We start from the raw sequence: 15,393 nt of genomic DNA, 5'->3' as shown, positions 1-15,393 counted from the left end.
GACACCTGAGCGTACAGTCAGCGAAGCACTTTGTCGAAAATGATTGTCGTTACCTACGAAAGGAGCCGACGTGTCGGCCACGTGCCAACTCACCGGACGGCGACCCGGTTTCGGGAGATCCGTATCGCACTCCCATGTCCGCACCAGCCGGCGGTGGAACCCGAACATCCAGCGCAGAACCTATTTCGTACCTTCGTTCGGACGCCGGGTCACGCTGAACCTGTCCACCAAGGGCATCAAGATCGTCGACCGCGACGGCATCGAGAGCGTCGTCGCGCGTCTGCGTGCCCGCGGAGAGAAGTTCTGATGGCAGCACGCAGCGAGATCCGGCCCGTCGTCAAGCTTCGCTCGACCGCGGGAACCGGCTACACCTACGTCACCCGGAAGAACCGCCGGAACGATCCCGACCGTCTCGTCCTGCGCAAGTACGACCCCGTGCTGCGCAGACACGTCGACTTCCGGGAGGAGAAGTAGTCATGGCGAAGAAATCGAAGATCGCGCGCAACGAGCAACGGAAGGCGATCGTGGCCCGGTACGCCGAGCGCCGCGCGGAGCTGAAGGAGGTCGTGCGCCGACCGTCGTCCTCGCCCGAGGAGCGCAGCGAAGCCCAGCGGGCACTGCAGCGTCTACCCCGCGACGCCAGTCCGGTACGATTGCGCAATCGAGACGCTGCGGACGGCCGCCCGCGCGGCCACCTGCGAAAGTTCGGGCTCTCACGAGTGCGTGTGCGTGAACTCGCCCACCGCGGGGAACTACCCGGCGTCCACAAGTCGAGCTGGTGAGGAGCGAGATATGGCAGTCAAGCGAGGACCGTCGAAGAAGTCGCGTGCCGTAGAGGGACGCAAGCCCAAGAAGAACCCCCTCTTCGCGGCGAAGATCGAGTACGTCGACTACAAGGACGTCAACCTGCTCCGCACCTTCATCTCCGACCGCGGCAAGATCCGCAGCCGTCGCGTCACGGGCCTGACCCCGCAGCAGCAGCGTCAGGTCGCCGTCGCGGTGAAGAACGCCCGCGAGATGGCTCTGCTCCCCTACGTCAGCAGCAAGTAGGTCGTAGCTTCCGACGCCGCCTCTCCCCATCGGGAGGGGCGGCGTCGTCGTATGTGCAGGTATTGTCGAAATTCGTCGAAGTTTTCGACGAGAAGTGCACATCACACGGGTGCGCCCGAAGCCCGCAGCGCCCTGCGGACCCGCTCGACGATCGTCAGCGGACGCATTCGGAGTTGCTCGGAGTTCACCCGGATCACCGACCAGCCCAGCGAGGCGAACGACTCGTAGCGCTCGATGTCCTTGGTGCGCTGACGCTCGTCGGTCCAGTGGTGCACCCCGTCGTACTCGACGGCGGTGCGCCATTCGTGCCACCCCATGTCCGCCCAACCGACCACCCTGCCCTCGTCGACGATCGGCACCTGGGTGGCCGGCGCCGGTAGTCCGTGGTGCACGAGCAACAGGCGGACCCTGGTCTCGGGTGGAGACTCGGCACCGGGATCCACGCGGGGCACGACCGCGCGCACCTGCGGAAGTCCGCGCTCCCCGCGGTGCCGGTCGGCGACGGTGAGGATGTCTGCCGGATCCAGCCCGGTGGCTCGACACAACGCATCGAGTTGTTCGACGGCTCGCGCCGGTGCCAGCCACCGGGCGAGATCGAAACCGGTCCGCGCGGCAGTCGTCACCGACATCCCCTCGCGCTCGCAGACCTCCTCCTCGAGCACGGTGTCGCCGTGCACCCTCACCCCGGCCGTGCCGCGGCGACTCCCGGTCCGGAGCAGCTCCGCCGGCGCACGACCGTCGACCCATCTGCTGCCGTGCACCGCGGCAGCGGACAGCCCTGCCAGTACGCCACCGCCTCGCGTCCACAACCACGCCGCACGCGCACGCCGCAGTGCCGTCATCTCCGCGTCGGGATGGATGTACACGTCGCGATGCAGCCGGCGCATGGTCCGCAGTCGGTACGGCGTCAAGCATTTCTCGGCCAGTGCGTCGGTGCCGCTGAACGGCTCGTCGAATTCCCCCATGGCGGAAGCCTGCACAACGCCCGCTCGACGTGGAACCCCGGAGCGTCGCCCTGTGGATGAACGTTCCCGAGTGAGCAGTTGTCGTCGAAAAATTCGGCTCCGATCGACAAGAACTGCGCTCCGGGCGCCTGCCTCGGGAACTCATCCACAGGGTCCTTAGACTAGGCAACCGTGTCGGGTGTGATCGCGGGGTTCAGTGTCATCTTCGTGATCATCGCCATCGGCTTCACGCTGGGGCGCATGGGCACACTCGGGCACGAGGCGCAGACGGTGCTCAGCCGGCTCGTCTTCTTCGTCGCCACCCCCGCGCTGCTGTTCGACGTGCTCGCGACGTCCGACCTCTCGGTGATCTTCTCGCCCAATCTCTACATCGCGGCGGCCACGGCGTTCGCCGTCGCGATCGTGCACTTCGTCGTCGCGAAACTCTGGCTGCGACGTGCGGTTCCCGAGGCGACCATCGGCGCGCTGTGCGCCGGTTACGTCAACTCCGCGAATCTCGGCATCCCCATCGCGGTCTTCGTGCTCGGCGACGCCTCGTTCGTCGCGCCGCTGCTGTTGTTCCAGATCGTCGTGCTCTCCCCCATCGCGCTGACCATGCTCGACCTGTCGACGATGCGCGCCGGGGTCTCGCGCCTCGACACTCTGCTCGCGCCGTTCAAGAACCCCATCGTCCTGGCCGCCGCGGCCGGGCTCGCCATCGCGATCAGCGGATGGACGCCCCCGGAAGCGCTGCTGCAGCCGTTCCATCTGCTCGGCGGTGCGTCGGTGCCCGGTGCGCTGCTCGCGTTCGGCTTGTCGCTGCAGGGTGTCCGGGTGCTCGAGAAGGGCACGAGCCCCCGCCGCGACATCGCGCTCGCCTCGTTTCTCAAGATCCTCGCCCAGCCCGTGCTCGCGTATCTGATGGGGCGTTTCGTGTTCGGCCTCGACGGCCACGCCCTGTTCGCGGTCGTGGTGGTCGCCGCTCTTCCCACCGCGCAGAACGTCTTCGTCTACGCCGGCGCCTACGGTCGCGGCACGGTGCTCGCCCGCGACGCCGCGCTCGTCACCACCCTCGCCTCCATCCCTGCGATCGGCGTGACCGCCGCCCTGCTGGCGTGATGAACACGCGACACGGGAATACCGTGGGAGCCATGCGTTCCGTCGTCCGTGCCTGCCGGGGAATCACCGTCCTCGCGATGTGCCTGATCATCGCGGCCTGCGGATCGAGTTCGAGTACACCGGATGTCCCGGCGCTGCCCGAGGAACCGGTTCCGGCAGGAGCGACGGCGTTCTCGCCGCGACCCGACCTCGTGAACACGCATCCGCTGACGATCCTGTCGTGGTCGCGAGTGAGCGACGACCGGATCGCCCTGCACTTCGAGACGGGCACCCCCGAATGCTTCGGCGTCGACGCGACCGTCACCGAAACGGACGACACCGTGACGGTGACGCTGCTCGGCGGCACACTGCCGGAGATGCAGGACCGCATGTGCATCATGGTCGCCGTCGTCGGCACGCTCGAGGTCTCCTTGCAGTCGCCCCTCGGCGACCGGGTCGTGACGGCCGGCGCCTGACGTATGCCGCATCCTCCGCGTCACTGGCTGCTGTACCTGTGCTTGTCCACGGCCCTGCTGCACGCGGCATTCCAGTCGATCCGCGTCCTGGTCTCCTACCGGATCCTCGCGCTGGGCGGCGACGCGACCACCATCGGTGCCGTCACCGCGCTCTACGCCATCGTCCCGCTGATCGCGGCGGTGCGGATGGGGCGCGCAGTGGACCGTGGGCACGCGACCGCCATTCTGCGTTCGGGCATCGTCGTCACGACGGTCGGCGCCGGGTTGATCGCGCTCAGTTCGGGATTGCTCGTGCTGGCCGCAGGCAACGTCGTGCTCGGTCTCGGGCAGTTGCTCGTCACGGTGTCGGGGCAGGCGTTCGTGTCGATCCTGTCGCCGCCGGGTCAACTGGATCGCGGGTTCGCCGGGCTCACGCTGGGTGTGTCGGTCGGGCAGGCCGTCGGCGTGCCCGTCTCCGGTGTGATCGCCGCGACCACCGGTGACGGCAACGGATCCGTGGAGACCACCGGCGCACTGCTGGTCATGACGGTGGTCTCGCTGCTCTCCCTGCCGCTCGTGCTGGGATTGCGCGAGCCGCCGGGATCCGGCCGCACCGCGGAGGACGGCGCGCCCCAGTCGATCCTGTCGATGCTCGGGACGAAGGGCATGAAGCCCGCGATGCTGTCGAGCCTCGTGGTCCTCGCCTCGGTCGACCTCGTCGTGGCCTACCTGCCGTTGCTCGGCGAACAGTTCGGGTTCGGTGTGCTGCTGGTATCGATCCTGCTCACCGCCCGCACCGTGGCATCGATCGTCTCGCGTGCCCTGCTGCCGTGGGCACTGCGCCGCATTCCGCGCAGGTGGCTGCTCGTCTCCGCGACCGCCGGGACCATCGTGCCGGTCGCGCTGCTGCCGCTCGTGCCGAACCCGTGGGTCATCGGCGCGTTGCTCGCCGTGTGCGGAATGTTCTGGGGTGTCGGCCAACCCCTGACGATGACGTGGGTGGTCGAACTCGTCGCACCGGTCGACCGCGCGTCGGCGCTGGCCGTGCGGTTGACCGGCAACCGTCTCGGGCAGGTCGCGGTGCCCATGGTTGCCGGTGCGATCGCCGGGGTCGCCGGTGTCGCGTCGATCTTCTGGGTGACCGCTGTCCTGCTGTCCACCGCCGCCGCGACCACCTGGCGGTCGGTGCGACGCTGAGTGTTCAGGACCTCCGACGAGCGCGCACGTAGTCTGCGACGACCGCCGCTCCCAGACCGTCGACGTCGGGCGCGACCACCCGTCCCCCGACACGACGTGCCAGCACGTCGACGATCCGCGCGAGCCCCGGATCGCTGCCGAGCCGGAAGATCGTCACCTGGGTTCCGAGCCGCGCGATGTGGTCGAGTTCGCGCACCGTCAACCCGAGAGTGCGTGCGCTCGGCGGATAGTCGAAGGCGGCAAAGCCGTCCGGTTCGAGATGGGCGGTGGGTTCACCGTCGGTGACGACGAAGACCACCGGCTGCGCGTTGGGATGACGACGCAGGTGACGACCCGCGAGCATCAGGGCGTGGTGCAGATTGGTGCCCTGCTCGTAGACGCCGTCGAGCCCGGCGAGTTCGGACGCCGACACCACACGGGCGTGCCGGCCGAACGCGATGAGCTGCAGCGCATCCCCGCGGAAGCGCGTGGACACGAGATGGTTCAGTGCGAGGGCCGTGCGTTTCATCGGCACCCAGCGACCGTCCATGACCATCGAGAACGACGTGTCGACGAGCAGCGCGACCGCCGCCTGCGTCCGCTGTTCGGTCTCGATCACCTCGACGTCCTGTACCGACATCCGCACCGGCAGACCGGGACTGCGCAGGGTCGCGTTGGTGAGGGTCCGCACGACGTCCCACGGTTCGGTGTCGCCGAACTCCCATGCCTTCGACGCGCCGGTCGGTTCGCCGAGCACACCCGCCCGCCGCGACTCGCGTTGCCCGGTGCGCGACGAGATGCGATTGACGACATCGCGCAGGGCCGCCTCGCCGAGTCGGCGCATGGCCTTGGGCGACAGTCGCCACTGCCCGTCGGCGCCCCGGTCGAAGAAGCCCTGCCGCTGCAGTTCCTTCTCGAGTTCGGCGAGAGTACGTGCATCGGCCGCGGCCTCGGGACCGAGATGACGGGCGAGCGCGTCGAGGTCGATGTCGTCGAGGGACGCCCCGGCGTACTGCTGCGACAGCTGCTCGGCGAGCTGGTCGAGTTCGGACAACTCCTGCAGCGCCGAGGTGGCCTCGCCGAGACCCATGCCCTGTTCGCCGCGCACCTGCTCGGAGCCGGTCCAGTCCTCGCCGGGACGGGCGGCACGCAGGTGGCCGTCGAGACGGTCGAGCTGGCTCATCAGATCCGGGGATCCGAACGCCTGCTGGGCCAGCGCGTCGAGTTCGTCGCGCTGTTCGGGGGTGAGCGAGTTGCGCAGCCGCTGCGCCGCCGCGGCCCGCTGCGCGAGGGAGTCGAGCAGTTCCTCGACGTTCTGCGGGTTCTCCGGGAAGAACTCGCCGTGCTGGGCCATGAACTGCTCGAAGTCCTCCGCGGTGTCCTCACCGCGGGAGTGCTTGTCGAGCAGGTCGTTGAGGTCCTCGAGCATCTCCGAGATGCGTTGCCGGTCCTCGTCGGTGGCCCCCTCGAGCGCCTGCTTCATCCCGGAGAAGCGCTGGTCGAGCATCTCCCGGCCGAGCAGATCGCGGATCTTCTCGTAATCCTGCCGGGCCTGCGCGCTGCGCCAGTCGTAGTCGGCGAGTTCCTGCACGGCCTGCGCCGTCGACGTCGGCAGCTCCTCGATCCGCATCTCCGCGAACCGCGCGTCGTCGTCGAGGGCTCGGGCCAGTTCCTTGCGTTCCTCGAGCACGGCGCGATCGAGGAGTTCGCGCACCTCACGCAGGGTGCCGTCGAGGTTGGTGCGGTCGAGCAGCTGACGTCGACGCCGGTTCGCCTGCGCGGCAATCTTGTCGAGGCCGCGCATGCCGTCGTGCCCACGGCGCAGCAACTCCCGCAGGGCACGCTTCGGTGACGCGCCGGCCATGACGTCGTCGCCGATCGCGGCGAGCGCGTCGCGCAGGTCCACCGGTGGGGCGAGCGGATCGCCCCCGGTATACGGACCGTAGCGGGCCGACCTGCTCATCGGGAGTACACCGCCGAGCCGTCGTCGCCGGTGTCCTTGGCGATGCGCCGCGCCAGGTACAGACCTTCGAGGGCGAGTTCCACTGCCGCGGCTCGGGTTCCGGTGTCGGTGGCACCCAGCCGTTCGGCGACGGCGTCGAGGACGGGCAGTTCGGGCAGTTCGTCGAGCAGCACCTTCGCGGTGATCCGCTCACCGGTGACCACCGGATCGCCCTGTTCGACGGCCGCGACCAGCGGCCCGAGGTCGACGCCCGCGAGTCGCGAGCGGGCGGTCTCGGCCGTGGCACGCCGCAGGAGATGGTCGAGGATCTCGAATTCCCTTCCCTCCTCGCCGGATTCGAACTCCACCTTGCCGCGGAGCACCTCGACGACCGTGCCGAGGTCGACGGGACGCGCGACCGGATCGTCCTCGCCGAGGACCGCACCGCGGTGCAGGGCCGCGGCCGAGACGGTCTCGGCGCCGGCGACGGCGAACCGCGCCGAGACACCGGAACGCTGGTCGACGGAGGTCGATTCGCGCAGCAAGCGCGTGAACCGGGCGAGGATCTCGAAGAGATACTCCGGTACGCGGGCCTGCAGGTGCGCCTCCTGCTCGATGACGGCGATCTCGTCCTCGAGCCGCGTCGGGTAGTGCGTGCGGATCTCGGCGCCGAAACGGTCCTTGAGCGGGGTGATGATGCGACCGCGGTTCGTGTAGTCCTCGGGGTTCGCGCTCGCGACGAGCAGCACGTCGAGGGGCAGGCGCAGCGTGTAACCGCGGACCTGGATGTCGCGTTCCTCCATGACGTTGAGCAGCGACACCTGGATGCGTTCGGCGAGGTCGGGCAGTTCGTTGACGGCGACGATACCGCGGTGCGCGCGGGGCACGAGACCGAAGTGGATCGTCTCCGGGTCGCCGAGGCTGCGCCCCTCGGCGACCTTCACCGGGTCGACGTCGCCGACGAGGTCGGCGACCGAGGTGTCGGGCGTCGCGAGCTTCTCGGCGTACCGCTCGCTGCGGTGCCGCCACGCGACGGGCAGGTCGTCGCCGAGTTCGGCGGCCCGGCGGATCGACGCCGGGGTGATGGGCTCGTAGGGATGCTCGCCGAGTTCGGAGCCGGCGATGACCGGGGTCCATTCGTCGAGCAGCAGCGGCAGGGTGCGCAGCAGGCGCGTCTTGCCCTGGCCGCGTTCGCCGAGCAGGACCACGTCGTGGCCGGCGATGAGGGCGCGTTCGAGCTGCGGGACGACGGTGTCCTCGAAACCGAGGATGCCGGGCCACGGATCGGTACCGTCGCGCAGCGCAGCGAGCAGGTTGTGCCGGATCTCGTCCTTGACGGACCGTTGCACGTGGCCGGAGGCGCGGAGCTCGCCGACCGTGGAGGGGCGCGGTGTGGGTGACGTCACCCCACCCAAGGTACGACCGAACCGCCGTTTCGGCATCCGCGATCACGCGACCGGTCCGCCTACACTCGCGGCATGGACACCTGGATCCTGGCGGCCCTGCTCGGGCTGGGGCTCGCGGCCGCCACCGGGCTGCGCACCTTCCTGCCGCTGCTGCTCCTGTCGGCCGCGGTCCACTTCGAACTCTTCGGCGTGGTCCTCAACGAATCGATGCAGTGGCTCGGGTCCACCTCGGCGCTCGTCGCCCTGGCGATCGCCACCGTCGTGGAGGTCGTCGCCGACCTCGTGCCGCTCGTGGACAACGCCCTGTCCGCCGTCGGCACGGTCACACGGCCCGTCGCGGGTGCGCTCGCCGCGTGGGCGGCGTTCGCGAGTCTCGATCCCGCGATGGCGGCGCTCGCGGGCATCGTCATCGGCGCCCCGACCGCCCTGGCGGTGAGCACGGCGCAGACGGGCACGCGGGTCGCGAGCACCGCGACCACCGCAGGTTTCGGCAATCCCGTGCTCTCGATCGTCGAGAGCGTCACCTCGTTCGTCACGTCGGTGATCTCGCTGCTCGCTCCCCTGCTCGTCATCCCCCTGCTGGCGCTGTTCGGATGGCTCGGCGTGCGGGGCTACCGGCGGGTGCGCCGCGCCCGCACGGCACGGACGAAACCGGCGCCACACCGGGGCGCCCTCGATACGGGCCGACCCGGCGACTTCTGATAGACACATGACATGTCGGACACCGAGATCACCTTTTCCAGCGGCGACGTGACCCTGCACGGCAGTCTGCGGGTACCCGTCTCCATGAGGGGTCCGGTGCCCGCCGTCCTGCTGCTCGCCGGCAGCGGCCCCACCGACCGCAACGGTGACAGCGCACTGCTCCCCGGATCGATCGGCACCCTGCGGCACCTCGCCGACGTGCTCGAACGCAAGGGCTTCGCGAGCCTGCGCTACGACAAGTTCGGCAGCGGCACGACCGGTCTCGGCCCGTACAGCGTCGAGGACGTCGCCGATCTCGGCTTCTCGACGTTCATCGACCACGCCTCCGACGCGCTCGCCTTTCTCGGTTCGCAGCGCGGGGTCGACCCGAAGCGGCTCTACGTCGTCGGGCACAGCGAGGGCGCGCTGATCGCGCTGTCGCTCGCCCAGGACAACGACTCGATCGCCGGTCTCGGTCTGCTCGAACCGCTCGCCGTGCGTCTGCTCGACCTGCTGACCGCCCAGATCGACGCACAACTCGACGCCGTCGTCGCCGCGGGACAGCTGCCCGTCCAGATCGCCGACGAACTGCGGGTCGCGCTCACGGGCGCAGTCGAGTCGCTCCGCGCCGACGGCACTCTCAGCGACGCACTCCCCGAGCCGCTGCGCAATGCCGGGCTCGTCCCCGCCAACGCGAAGGCACTCGCCGAGGAGGACGCGCTCGATCCGCGGATGCTCGCCGCACAGGTCGCCGGCGACCTGCCGGTGCTCACCACGGTCTCGTCGAAGGACATCCAGGTACGGGTCGAGGACGTCGACGCGCTCGACGCGGCACTCGTCCACACCCGCCTGACGTCGCTGCACATGACGCGCACCAACCACGTGCTCAAGGACATCGGCGACCAGCAGTCGACCGGCGCCGACTACGTCGCCGACCTGCCTTTCTCCGACGAGTTCACATCCGGTTTCGGGGCGTGGCTCGACAAGCTGAGGGGCTGAGCGTCACACCCCGCCGACGGACGACGCAGAAATAACAAATGTCCATTCCGCGTTGTTCGTGTATGGTCATCCGTTAACCAACTGGTTCACACGAGGAAGGTACGGTCCGATGCGATACAAGCAGATGTACGTAGCCGGCTGTTCCGTACCGTTTTCTCACTTCTTCTTCCACTTCGCGGCGGAGCGATCCCGAGAATAGAAGTCACACGACGACTCGTTCTCGGGCACTCGGGGCACATACGCCCCGGGTGCCCTTTCTCTATCCCCGACCGCGACCCATACAAGATCACCTCGACAGGAGAAACACCATGAAACTGCGAATCGAATCCGGCGGCACCGTGTCGACCGAACTGCCCGACGACCTCACCGGTCACGCCATCACCATCGACCTGAGCCGGGTCGGCGGTACCGAGAGCGGCGCCGCCTCCGCGGATCTCATCCGCGAGCTGCTCGACCGTGGCGCTGCCAAGCTCGTCATCTCCGAGGGTCGCGGCAAGCACACCGTCGAACACACCGCACACGACAACGGCACCCACGCGCACGCCGCCTGAGCGACGGTGCGCGGGGGTGCCGCGCGTCTGTGGTTCGTTCCCTAGTGCGCGAAGTGCCGGGCGCCGGTGAGGTACAGCGTCACGCCGGCCTCGCGGGCGGCCTCGATGACCTCGTTGTCGCGCACCGAGCCACCCGGCTGCACGATCGCCTTCACGCCGGCCTCGGTCAGCACCTGCAGACCGTCGGCGAACGGGAAGAAGGCATCGGACGCGGCCACCGACCCGGCGACCCGATCGCCCGCACGGGTCACGGCGAGCCGCGCCGAGTCGACGCGGTTGACCTGGCCCATGCCGACACCGACGGTCGCGCCGCCCGAGGCCAGCAGGATCGCGTTGGACTTCACAGCACGGCATGCACGCCAAGCGAATTCGAGATCGCGCAGTGTGGCCTCGTCGGCGGCCTCGCCGCACGCGAGCTGCCAGTTGGCAGTGGAGTCGCCGTCCGCGGTGAGCACGTCGCGCTCCTGCAGGAGCAACCCGCCGGAGATCTGACGGATCTCGACCGGAGCCGACTTCGGTGAATCGGCGCGCAGGATGCGAATGTTCTTCTTGCGGGAGAGTACGTCGACGGCGCCGTCGGCGTACGACGGGGCGATGATCACCTCGGTGAAGATCTCGGCGACCTGCTCGGCCATCTCGACGCTCACCTCGCGGTTGGCGGCGATGACGCCACCGAAGGCCGAGACCGGGTCGCACTCGTGCGCGTTGCGGTGCGCGGTGGCGATGTCGTCGGCGATCGCGATGCCGCACGGGTTGGCGTGCTTGATGATCGCGACGCACGGCTCGCTGTGGTCGTGCGCGGCACGCCAGGCGGCGTCGGCGTCCTGGTAGTTGTTGTAGGACATCTCCTTGCCGTGGAACTGCTCGGCCTGCGCGAGCCCCGGCTCGCCGGCCTCGTTCACGTACAGGGCTGCGGCCTGGTGCGGGTTCTCGCCGTAGCGAAGGACATTCGAGCGGGTCCAGGTCGCGCCGGTCCACGCCGGGAACTGCGACTCGTCGCCCTCGGGCGTCGCGTAGCCGCTGTTCATCCAGCTCGCGACGGCGACGTCGTAGGCGGCGGTGTGCTGGAACGCCTGCGCGGCAAGACGCTTGCGCTGCTCGAGGGTGAAACCGCCACCCTCGACGGCGGCGAGCACATCACCGTAGGCGGCCGGGTCGACGACGACCGCGACGGACGGGTGGTTCTTCGCCGCAGCACGCACCATCGACGGACCGCCGATGTCGATCTGCTCGACGCACTCGTCGGGGCTCGCACCCGAGGCGACCGTCTGCGTGAACGGGTAGAGGTTCACGACGACGAGCTCGAACGCCTCGATGCCGAGATCGGCGATCTGGTCGAGGTGGTCCTGCTTGCGGGTGTCGGCGAGGATGCCGGCGTGCACGCGCGGGTGCAGGGTCTTCACCCGGCCCTCGAGGCACTCGGGGAAGCCGGTCAGTTCCTCGACCTTCGTCACCGGCACGCCTGCGTCGGCGATGGTCTTGGCCGTGGAGCCGGTCGAGACCAGCTCGACACCTGCCGCGTGGAGGCCTGTCGCCAGCTCCACCAGCCCGCTCTTGTCGTACACGCTGACCAGCGCGCGGCGCACAGTCTTACGTTCGGTCACCGGGGATCACGGCCTTTCGTCCATCGGAAACAACTCCACGGGTGGCGACGGCGGCGACCATCTCGGCCAGCAGCCGTCGCTCCACAACCTTGATGCGCTCGTGCAGGGTGTCCTCGTCGTCGTCGTCGAGCACCTGCACGGCTTCCTGCGCGAGGATCGGCCCGGTGTCGACTCCCCCATCGACGAGATGCACCGTCGAACCGGTGACCTTGACGCCGTAGGCCAGGGCGTCGGCGACGGCGTGCGCGCCGGGGAACGACGGCAGCAGCGCGGGATGAGTGTTGATGATGCGGCCGGCGAACCGCTCGAGGAAGGCCGAACCCAGGATCTTCATGAAGCCCGCGGACACCACGAGGTCGGGTTCGTGGGCGGCGACCGCGTCGGTCAGCGCGCGGTCCCACGAAGTGCGGTCCTCGAAGTCGCGCAAGGCGACGCGGAACGACGGGATGCCTTCGTCGGCGGCGTGCCCTTCGGCGGGACATTCGCGGTCGACACCGACAGCGACGACCGTCGCGGGATATCCGTCGGTCCGGGTGGCGTCGAGCAGCGAACGCAAGAGGCTGCCCGTGCCCGAGGCGAGGACGACGAGCCGCGCCGGCGCGGTGGGCGGCAGCTGGTCACGCGAGGCAGTCAGGGTCCACTCCTGTGAAGTCGAGGTGGGTCGGCCGATCGACCGGCCGTAGGAGAGCCTAGTCGGCGCCCTTTTCGGCCTTGTTCGCGACCTCCTCGTCGGGCTCGCTGTCGTCCTCGGCATCATCCTCGTCGAGGACCTCGACCACCTCGGCGTCGATGACGTCGTCGGTGTCCGCATCCGCGTCCTCGTCGGGGCTCTCCGCGTCGTCGTCCGCGTCGGACGCACCGTCCTCGGCGTCCTCGTCCGCGTCGCCTGCGGCGGCTTCGTTCTCGTCGAGATCGGTGTCCTCGACCGAGGATTCCTCCTCGACCTCGGCGTCCTCCGACGCGGGAGCCTCGAGTGCCGGGGTCTCGTTCTCGGCCACTTCGAGTTCTGCGTCGGTCTCTCCGTCGGCGGTGTCGTCGGCCCGGGCCGCGTCTGCCGCATCCTCCGGGGTCTCCTCGCCCACCTCGGTGTCGGCGCGCAGCGCCGCCGCGGCGAGTCGTCCTTCACGCCACACGAGCAGCTGGGCCGTGATGATGCCGAGCAGGCCCGACCAGGCGAAGACGAGGATTCCGGCGAGCCACCAGTTGGCGCCGACCGTGCCGAAGACGCCGAGCGGGCCGCCCGCGACCCAGGTCGCCAGCGCCGTGACGAGTCCGGCTCCCGCTGCGGCAGCGAGCACCGTCCATGCCGCGTCGGCGCTGCCCACCGGGGCACCGTCGGCCTTCGCCTGCAGGGTCCGCTGCGCGGCGAAACGGCCGAGTAGCGCACCGATCGTCGCCGGAACGGCCAGCAGCACCGGCCAGAACGCCGCGGCCGGGCCCGAGGGGACCGCCGCGAGCACCGGGAGTGCCGGCAGGTCGCCACCCGTCGCCTCGAACAGGCTCAGATGGATGTCGCCGAAATGCACGGTGCTGCCTGCCAGGACGGCAGCGGCACCGATGATGACGTTGGGCAGGTACAGGATCGACATCACCGTCAGACCCAGCACGCCGGTCCAGTGGTCCCCGCGCGCGAGCAGTTCACCGACGACGTTCCACGACCACAGCAATCCGGCGACGACCGCCAGCCCGCCGAGCGCGAACAGCCCCAGCAGCACCCGCAGTGCGGGACGGAAGGCCAGCACGAGCCAGTCGGGCGCCGCGTAGTAGCGCACCAGCGGCTTCCACACGCGGGAGCCGATGCCGATGAGGGCCGCGAAGAGGTAGATGCCGGTGACCCACGCCAGGGCGGCAGCCGCGTTCGGGGGCGTCACCGGCAGCACACTCGCCGCGTCCTGCAGCACGATCAGCGACGCCGCGGTCACCAGCAGCGGGCCCGCGAGGACGGCGACGGTGATGCGCGAGATGTCCTGACGATCGAGGGCGTATCCGCTGTTCTCGACGAGCGCGTCGGCCGCGGACGCACATCCGCGCGCCGCCTGCCACACCAGGACGGCGGTGGGCAGCAGCGGCAGCACACCGAGCGACGTGCCGTCGATCGTGAGTGTCACCTGGTGCAGCGCCAGCCATGTGCCGGCGATCGCGGCGTAGATGCCGGTGAGGTCGCTGTTGGCCACGACCATCGTCGTCACCACGATGGTGGCCACGACAGCGAGCGTCACCGCCGGCACGCGGGCCGCGGTGCCGAGCAGGATGCGGAACCGTTCCGGGTCCAGGCTGTCGTCGTCGGTGGGAACGTGCCGGGTGGACCGGCCGAGCGTCGAAGTCATCGGTTCGAGAGTGTCACCGACACGGCGATCGTGGTGTCAGGCGCGCCGATCACCGCTGGTCGTCCGGTGCGCGGAAGGCCTGCGTCGCGTCCTGGTCGCCTGTGGCAGTGGTCCCGGTCTCCTCGCGACGTTCCGTACCCGTCGTGTCGGCATCGGACGCTGTGTCGTCCGCCCGGGCTTCGGTGTGGTCCGTCGGGTCCTGAGTTCCGTGCGGTTCCTGGACCGGATACTGCTGGGTCGGCTGCGCACCCGTGTACTGCTGGCCGGCGGAGTACTGCTGGGCACCGGGATACTGCGCTCCCCCGCCGTACTGCTGGGCACCGGGATACTGCGACCCGCCGTACTGCTGTGCCCCGGGGAACTGCTGGGCTCCGCCGAACTGCTGTCCGCCGTACTGCTGAGCACCCGGGTACTGCTGGGCACCCGAGTACTGCTGCGCACCGGAGTACTGCTGGGCACCGGAGTACTCCCCCGACGTCTGCTGTCCGGGATAGGCCTGGTGGCCGGGGTGGGGCGCACCGAACTGGGACTGCCCGCCGGTGACTCCCTGCTGCGCGCCGTAGGGCTGGCCGTATCCCTGCGGGCCGTACCCCTGCGGCGAACCGAAGCCCTGGGGCTGCCCGGTTCCCGGACCGGTCCCGAATCCCTGGTACTGCCCGGCGCCCTGCGCCGAACCGAAGGAACCCCGTTCCCCCGACCGGCCGGACACGAGGATGCCGAGGCCGAACAGCAGCCCGACGAGCGCCAGCGCGAATTGCAGGAAACCGAGGACGAGGATCGTCACGCCGCCCCACGCGATCCCGGTGTCCTCAGGCAGGTGGAACAGCTGGAACAGGGACGTCACGAAACCGACGCCCGACGCCGCGACTGCCACCGCACGCAAGTCCTGGCCGGGGAGCAGCGACAGTGCCGCGCTCACACCGCCGAAGAGCAGAAAGGCCAGCGGCACGACGGCGAAGCCGAAATCGAACGACGTGAGTGCCACCTGGGAGCCGAAGGTGATGTTCACGAAGGGTGTGAGGCCGAGCAGGAAGTTCACGGCACCGAGCACGGCCACCGCGAGTGGCAGCAGCAACGGCACCACCTTGCTCTGGGTGGATGCGCCTGCGGGGAATGTCATCGATTCTCCTGCCGTCGATCGGTGTGGGTCGGTCACTCGT

17 protein-coding genes are annotated in these 15,393 nt (G+C 69.4%); 10 read left to right on the top strand and 7 right to left on the bottom strand.

Features of this window, described 5'->3' with window-relative positions; translation table 11 throughout:
• Window positions 1-70 precede the first annotated feature (70 nt).
• From rpmB to rpsR, 4 genes are read left to right on the top strand one after another with little or no spacing between them, the layout of a single operon-like run.
• Window positions 71-307: a 50S ribosomal protein L28 gene (gene rpmB, locus U9J23_RS05150; RefSeq protein WP_160873861.1), complete on the top strand. Its 237-nt coding sequence runs from the start codon at window positions 71-73 to the stop codon at window positions 305-307.
• Window positions 307-474, top strand: a complete 168-nt coding sequence (rpmG, locus tag U9J23_RS05145) for a 50S ribosomal protein L33 (protein WP_006553778.1) — start codon at window positions 307-309, stop codon at window positions 472-474. The genes rpmB and rpmG overlap by 1 nt, the downstream gene beginning before the upstream one ends.
• A gap of 2 nt (window positions 475-476) precedes the next feature.
• Window positions 477-782, top strand: coding sequence for a 30S ribosomal protein S14 (rpsN, locus tag U9J23_RS05140; protein WP_006553777.1), 306 nt, complete (start codon window positions 477-479; stop codon window positions 780-782).
• Between the two features lie 10 nt (window positions 783-792).
• Window positions 793-1,050, top strand: a complete 258-nt coding sequence (rpsR, locus tag U9J23_RS05135) for a 30S ribosomal protein S18 (protein WP_006553776.1) — start codon at window positions 793-795, stop codon at window positions 1,048-1,050.
• 101 nt (window positions 1,051-1,151) lie between these two features.
• Here rpsR and U9J23_RS05130 read toward each other — a convergent pair whose 3' ends face one another.
• On the bottom strand, window positions 1,152-2,015 hold the full coding sequence (locus U9J23_RS05130) for a DUF559 domain-containing protein (protein WP_160873860.1): 864 nt from the start codon (window positions 2,013-2,015) through the stop codon (window positions 1,152-1,154).
• A 171-nt stretch (window positions 2,016-2,186) separates the two neighbouring features.
• On the opposite strand from U9J23_RS05130, the gene U9J23_RS05125 reads away from it, so the two are divergent.
• Genes U9J23_RS05125 through U9J23_RS05115 form a run of 3 tightly spaced genes read left to right on the top strand, consistent with a single transcriptional unit; the run spans window position 2,187 to window position 4,744 of the window.
• Window positions 2,187-3,113 (top strand): AEC family transporter, encoded by a 927-nt coding sequence (locus tag U9J23_RS05125; protein ID WP_174479594.1) that lies wholly within the window; start codon window positions 2,187-2,189, stop codon window positions 3,111-3,113.
• Window positions 3,114-3,145: 32 nt separating this feature from the next.
• A complete protein-coding gene (locus U9J23_RS05120) occupies window positions 3,146-3,568 on the top strand; it encodes a hypothetical protein (RefSeq protein WP_272267666.1) in 423 nt (140 codons plus the stop codon).
• A 3-nt stretch (window positions 3,569-3,571) separates the two neighbouring features.
• Window positions 3,572-4,744: an MFS transporter gene (locus U9J23_RS05115; protein ID WP_059381685.1), complete on the top strand. Its 1,173-nt coding sequence runs from the start codon at window positions 3,572-3,574 to the stop codon at window positions 4,742-4,744.
• Between the two features lie 4 nt (window positions 4,745-4,748).
• On the opposite strand, the gene U9J23_RS05110 is transcribed toward U9J23_RS05115, so the two are convergent.
• The gene (locus tag U9J23_RS05110) at window positions 4,749-6,686 is read right to left on the bottom strand and encodes a VWA domain-containing protein (RefSeq protein WP_326601693.1); all 1,938 of its coding nucleotides are present in this window, start codon (window positions 6,684-6,686) and stop codon (window positions 4,749-4,751) included.
• Window positions 6,683-8,071, bottom strand: coding sequence for an ATP-binding protein (locus U9J23_RS05105; protein ID WP_059381687.1), 1,389 nt, complete (start codon window positions 8,069-8,071; stop codon window positions 6,683-6,685). Before U9J23_RS05105 ends, U9J23_RS05110 begins: the two co-directional genes overlap by 4 nt.
• Before the next feature lie 72 nt (window positions 8,072-8,143).
• On the opposite strand from U9J23_RS05105, the gene U9J23_RS05100 reads away from it, so the two are divergent.
• The 3 genes from U9J23_RS05100 (at window position 8,144) to U9J23_RS05090 (ending at window position 10,302) form a co-directional block, all read left to right on the top strand.
• Window positions 8,144-8,773 carry a DUF4126 domain-containing protein gene (locus tag U9J23_RS05100; RefSeq protein WP_059381688.1) on the top strand — a complete coding sequence of 210 codons (630 nt, stop codon included), beginning with the start codon at window positions 8,144-8,146 and terminating at the stop codon, window positions 8,771-8,773.
• Between the two features lie 12 nt (window positions 8,774-8,785).
• Window positions 8,786-9,751, top strand: a complete 966-nt coding sequence (locus tag U9J23_RS05095) for an alpha/beta hydrolase (protein ID WP_085468986.1) — start codon at window positions 8,786-8,788, stop codon at window positions 9,749-9,751.
• 308 nt (window positions 9,752-10,059) lie between these two features.
• On the top strand, window positions 10,060-10,302 hold the full coding sequence (locus U9J23_RS05090) for a hypothetical protein (RefSeq protein ID WP_059381690.1): 243 nt from the start codon (window positions 10,060-10,062) through the stop codon (window positions 10,300-10,302).
• 41 nt (window positions 10,303-10,343) lie between these two features.
• On the opposite strand, the gene purH is transcribed toward U9J23_RS05090, so the two are convergent.
• From purH to U9J23_RS05070, 4 genes are read right to left on the bottom strand one after another with little or no spacing between them, the layout of a single operon-like run.
• The gene (gene purH / locus U9J23_RS05085) at window positions 10,344-11,906 is read right to left on the bottom strand and encodes a bifunctional phosphoribosylaminoimidazolecarboxamide formyltransferase/IMP cyclohydrolase (RefSeq protein WP_059381691.1); all 1,563 of its coding nucleotides are present in this window, start codon (window positions 11,904-11,906) and stop codon (window positions 10,344-10,346) included.
• Complete coding sequence (purN, locus tag U9J23_RS05080; RefSeq protein WP_272267838.1) at window positions 11,893-12,540, bottom strand: phosphoribosylglycinamide formyltransferase; 648 nt, start codon at window positions 12,538-12,540, stop codon at window positions 11,893-11,895. Before purN ends, purH begins: the two co-directional genes overlap by 14 nt.
• A gap of 55 nt (window positions 12,541-12,595) precedes the next feature.
• Entirely contained in the window at window positions 12,596-14,233 is a 1,638-nt protein-coding gene (locus tag U9J23_RS05075; protein ID WP_059381692.1) for a cell division protein PerM, read from the bottom strand.
• A gap of 49 nt (window positions 14,234-14,282) precedes the next feature.
• Complete coding sequence (locus U9J23_RS05070) at window positions 14,283-15,353, bottom strand: DUF5336 domain-containing protein (protein WP_059381693.1); 1,071 nt, start codon at window positions 15,351-15,353, stop codon at window positions 14,283-14,285.
• Window positions 15,354-15,393 lie beyond the last annotated feature (40 nt).

The sequence above is a fragment of the Rhodococcus sp. PD04 genome, from assembly GCF_035918275.1.
Classification (GTDB): domain Bacteria; phylum Actinomycetota; class Actinomycetes; order Mycobacteriales; family Mycobacteriaceae; genus Rhodococcus; species Rhodococcus rhodochrous.
The sequence above is the reverse complement of the archived record's forward strand: the minus strand, read 5'-3'. Positions and strand labels throughout refer to the sequence as shown.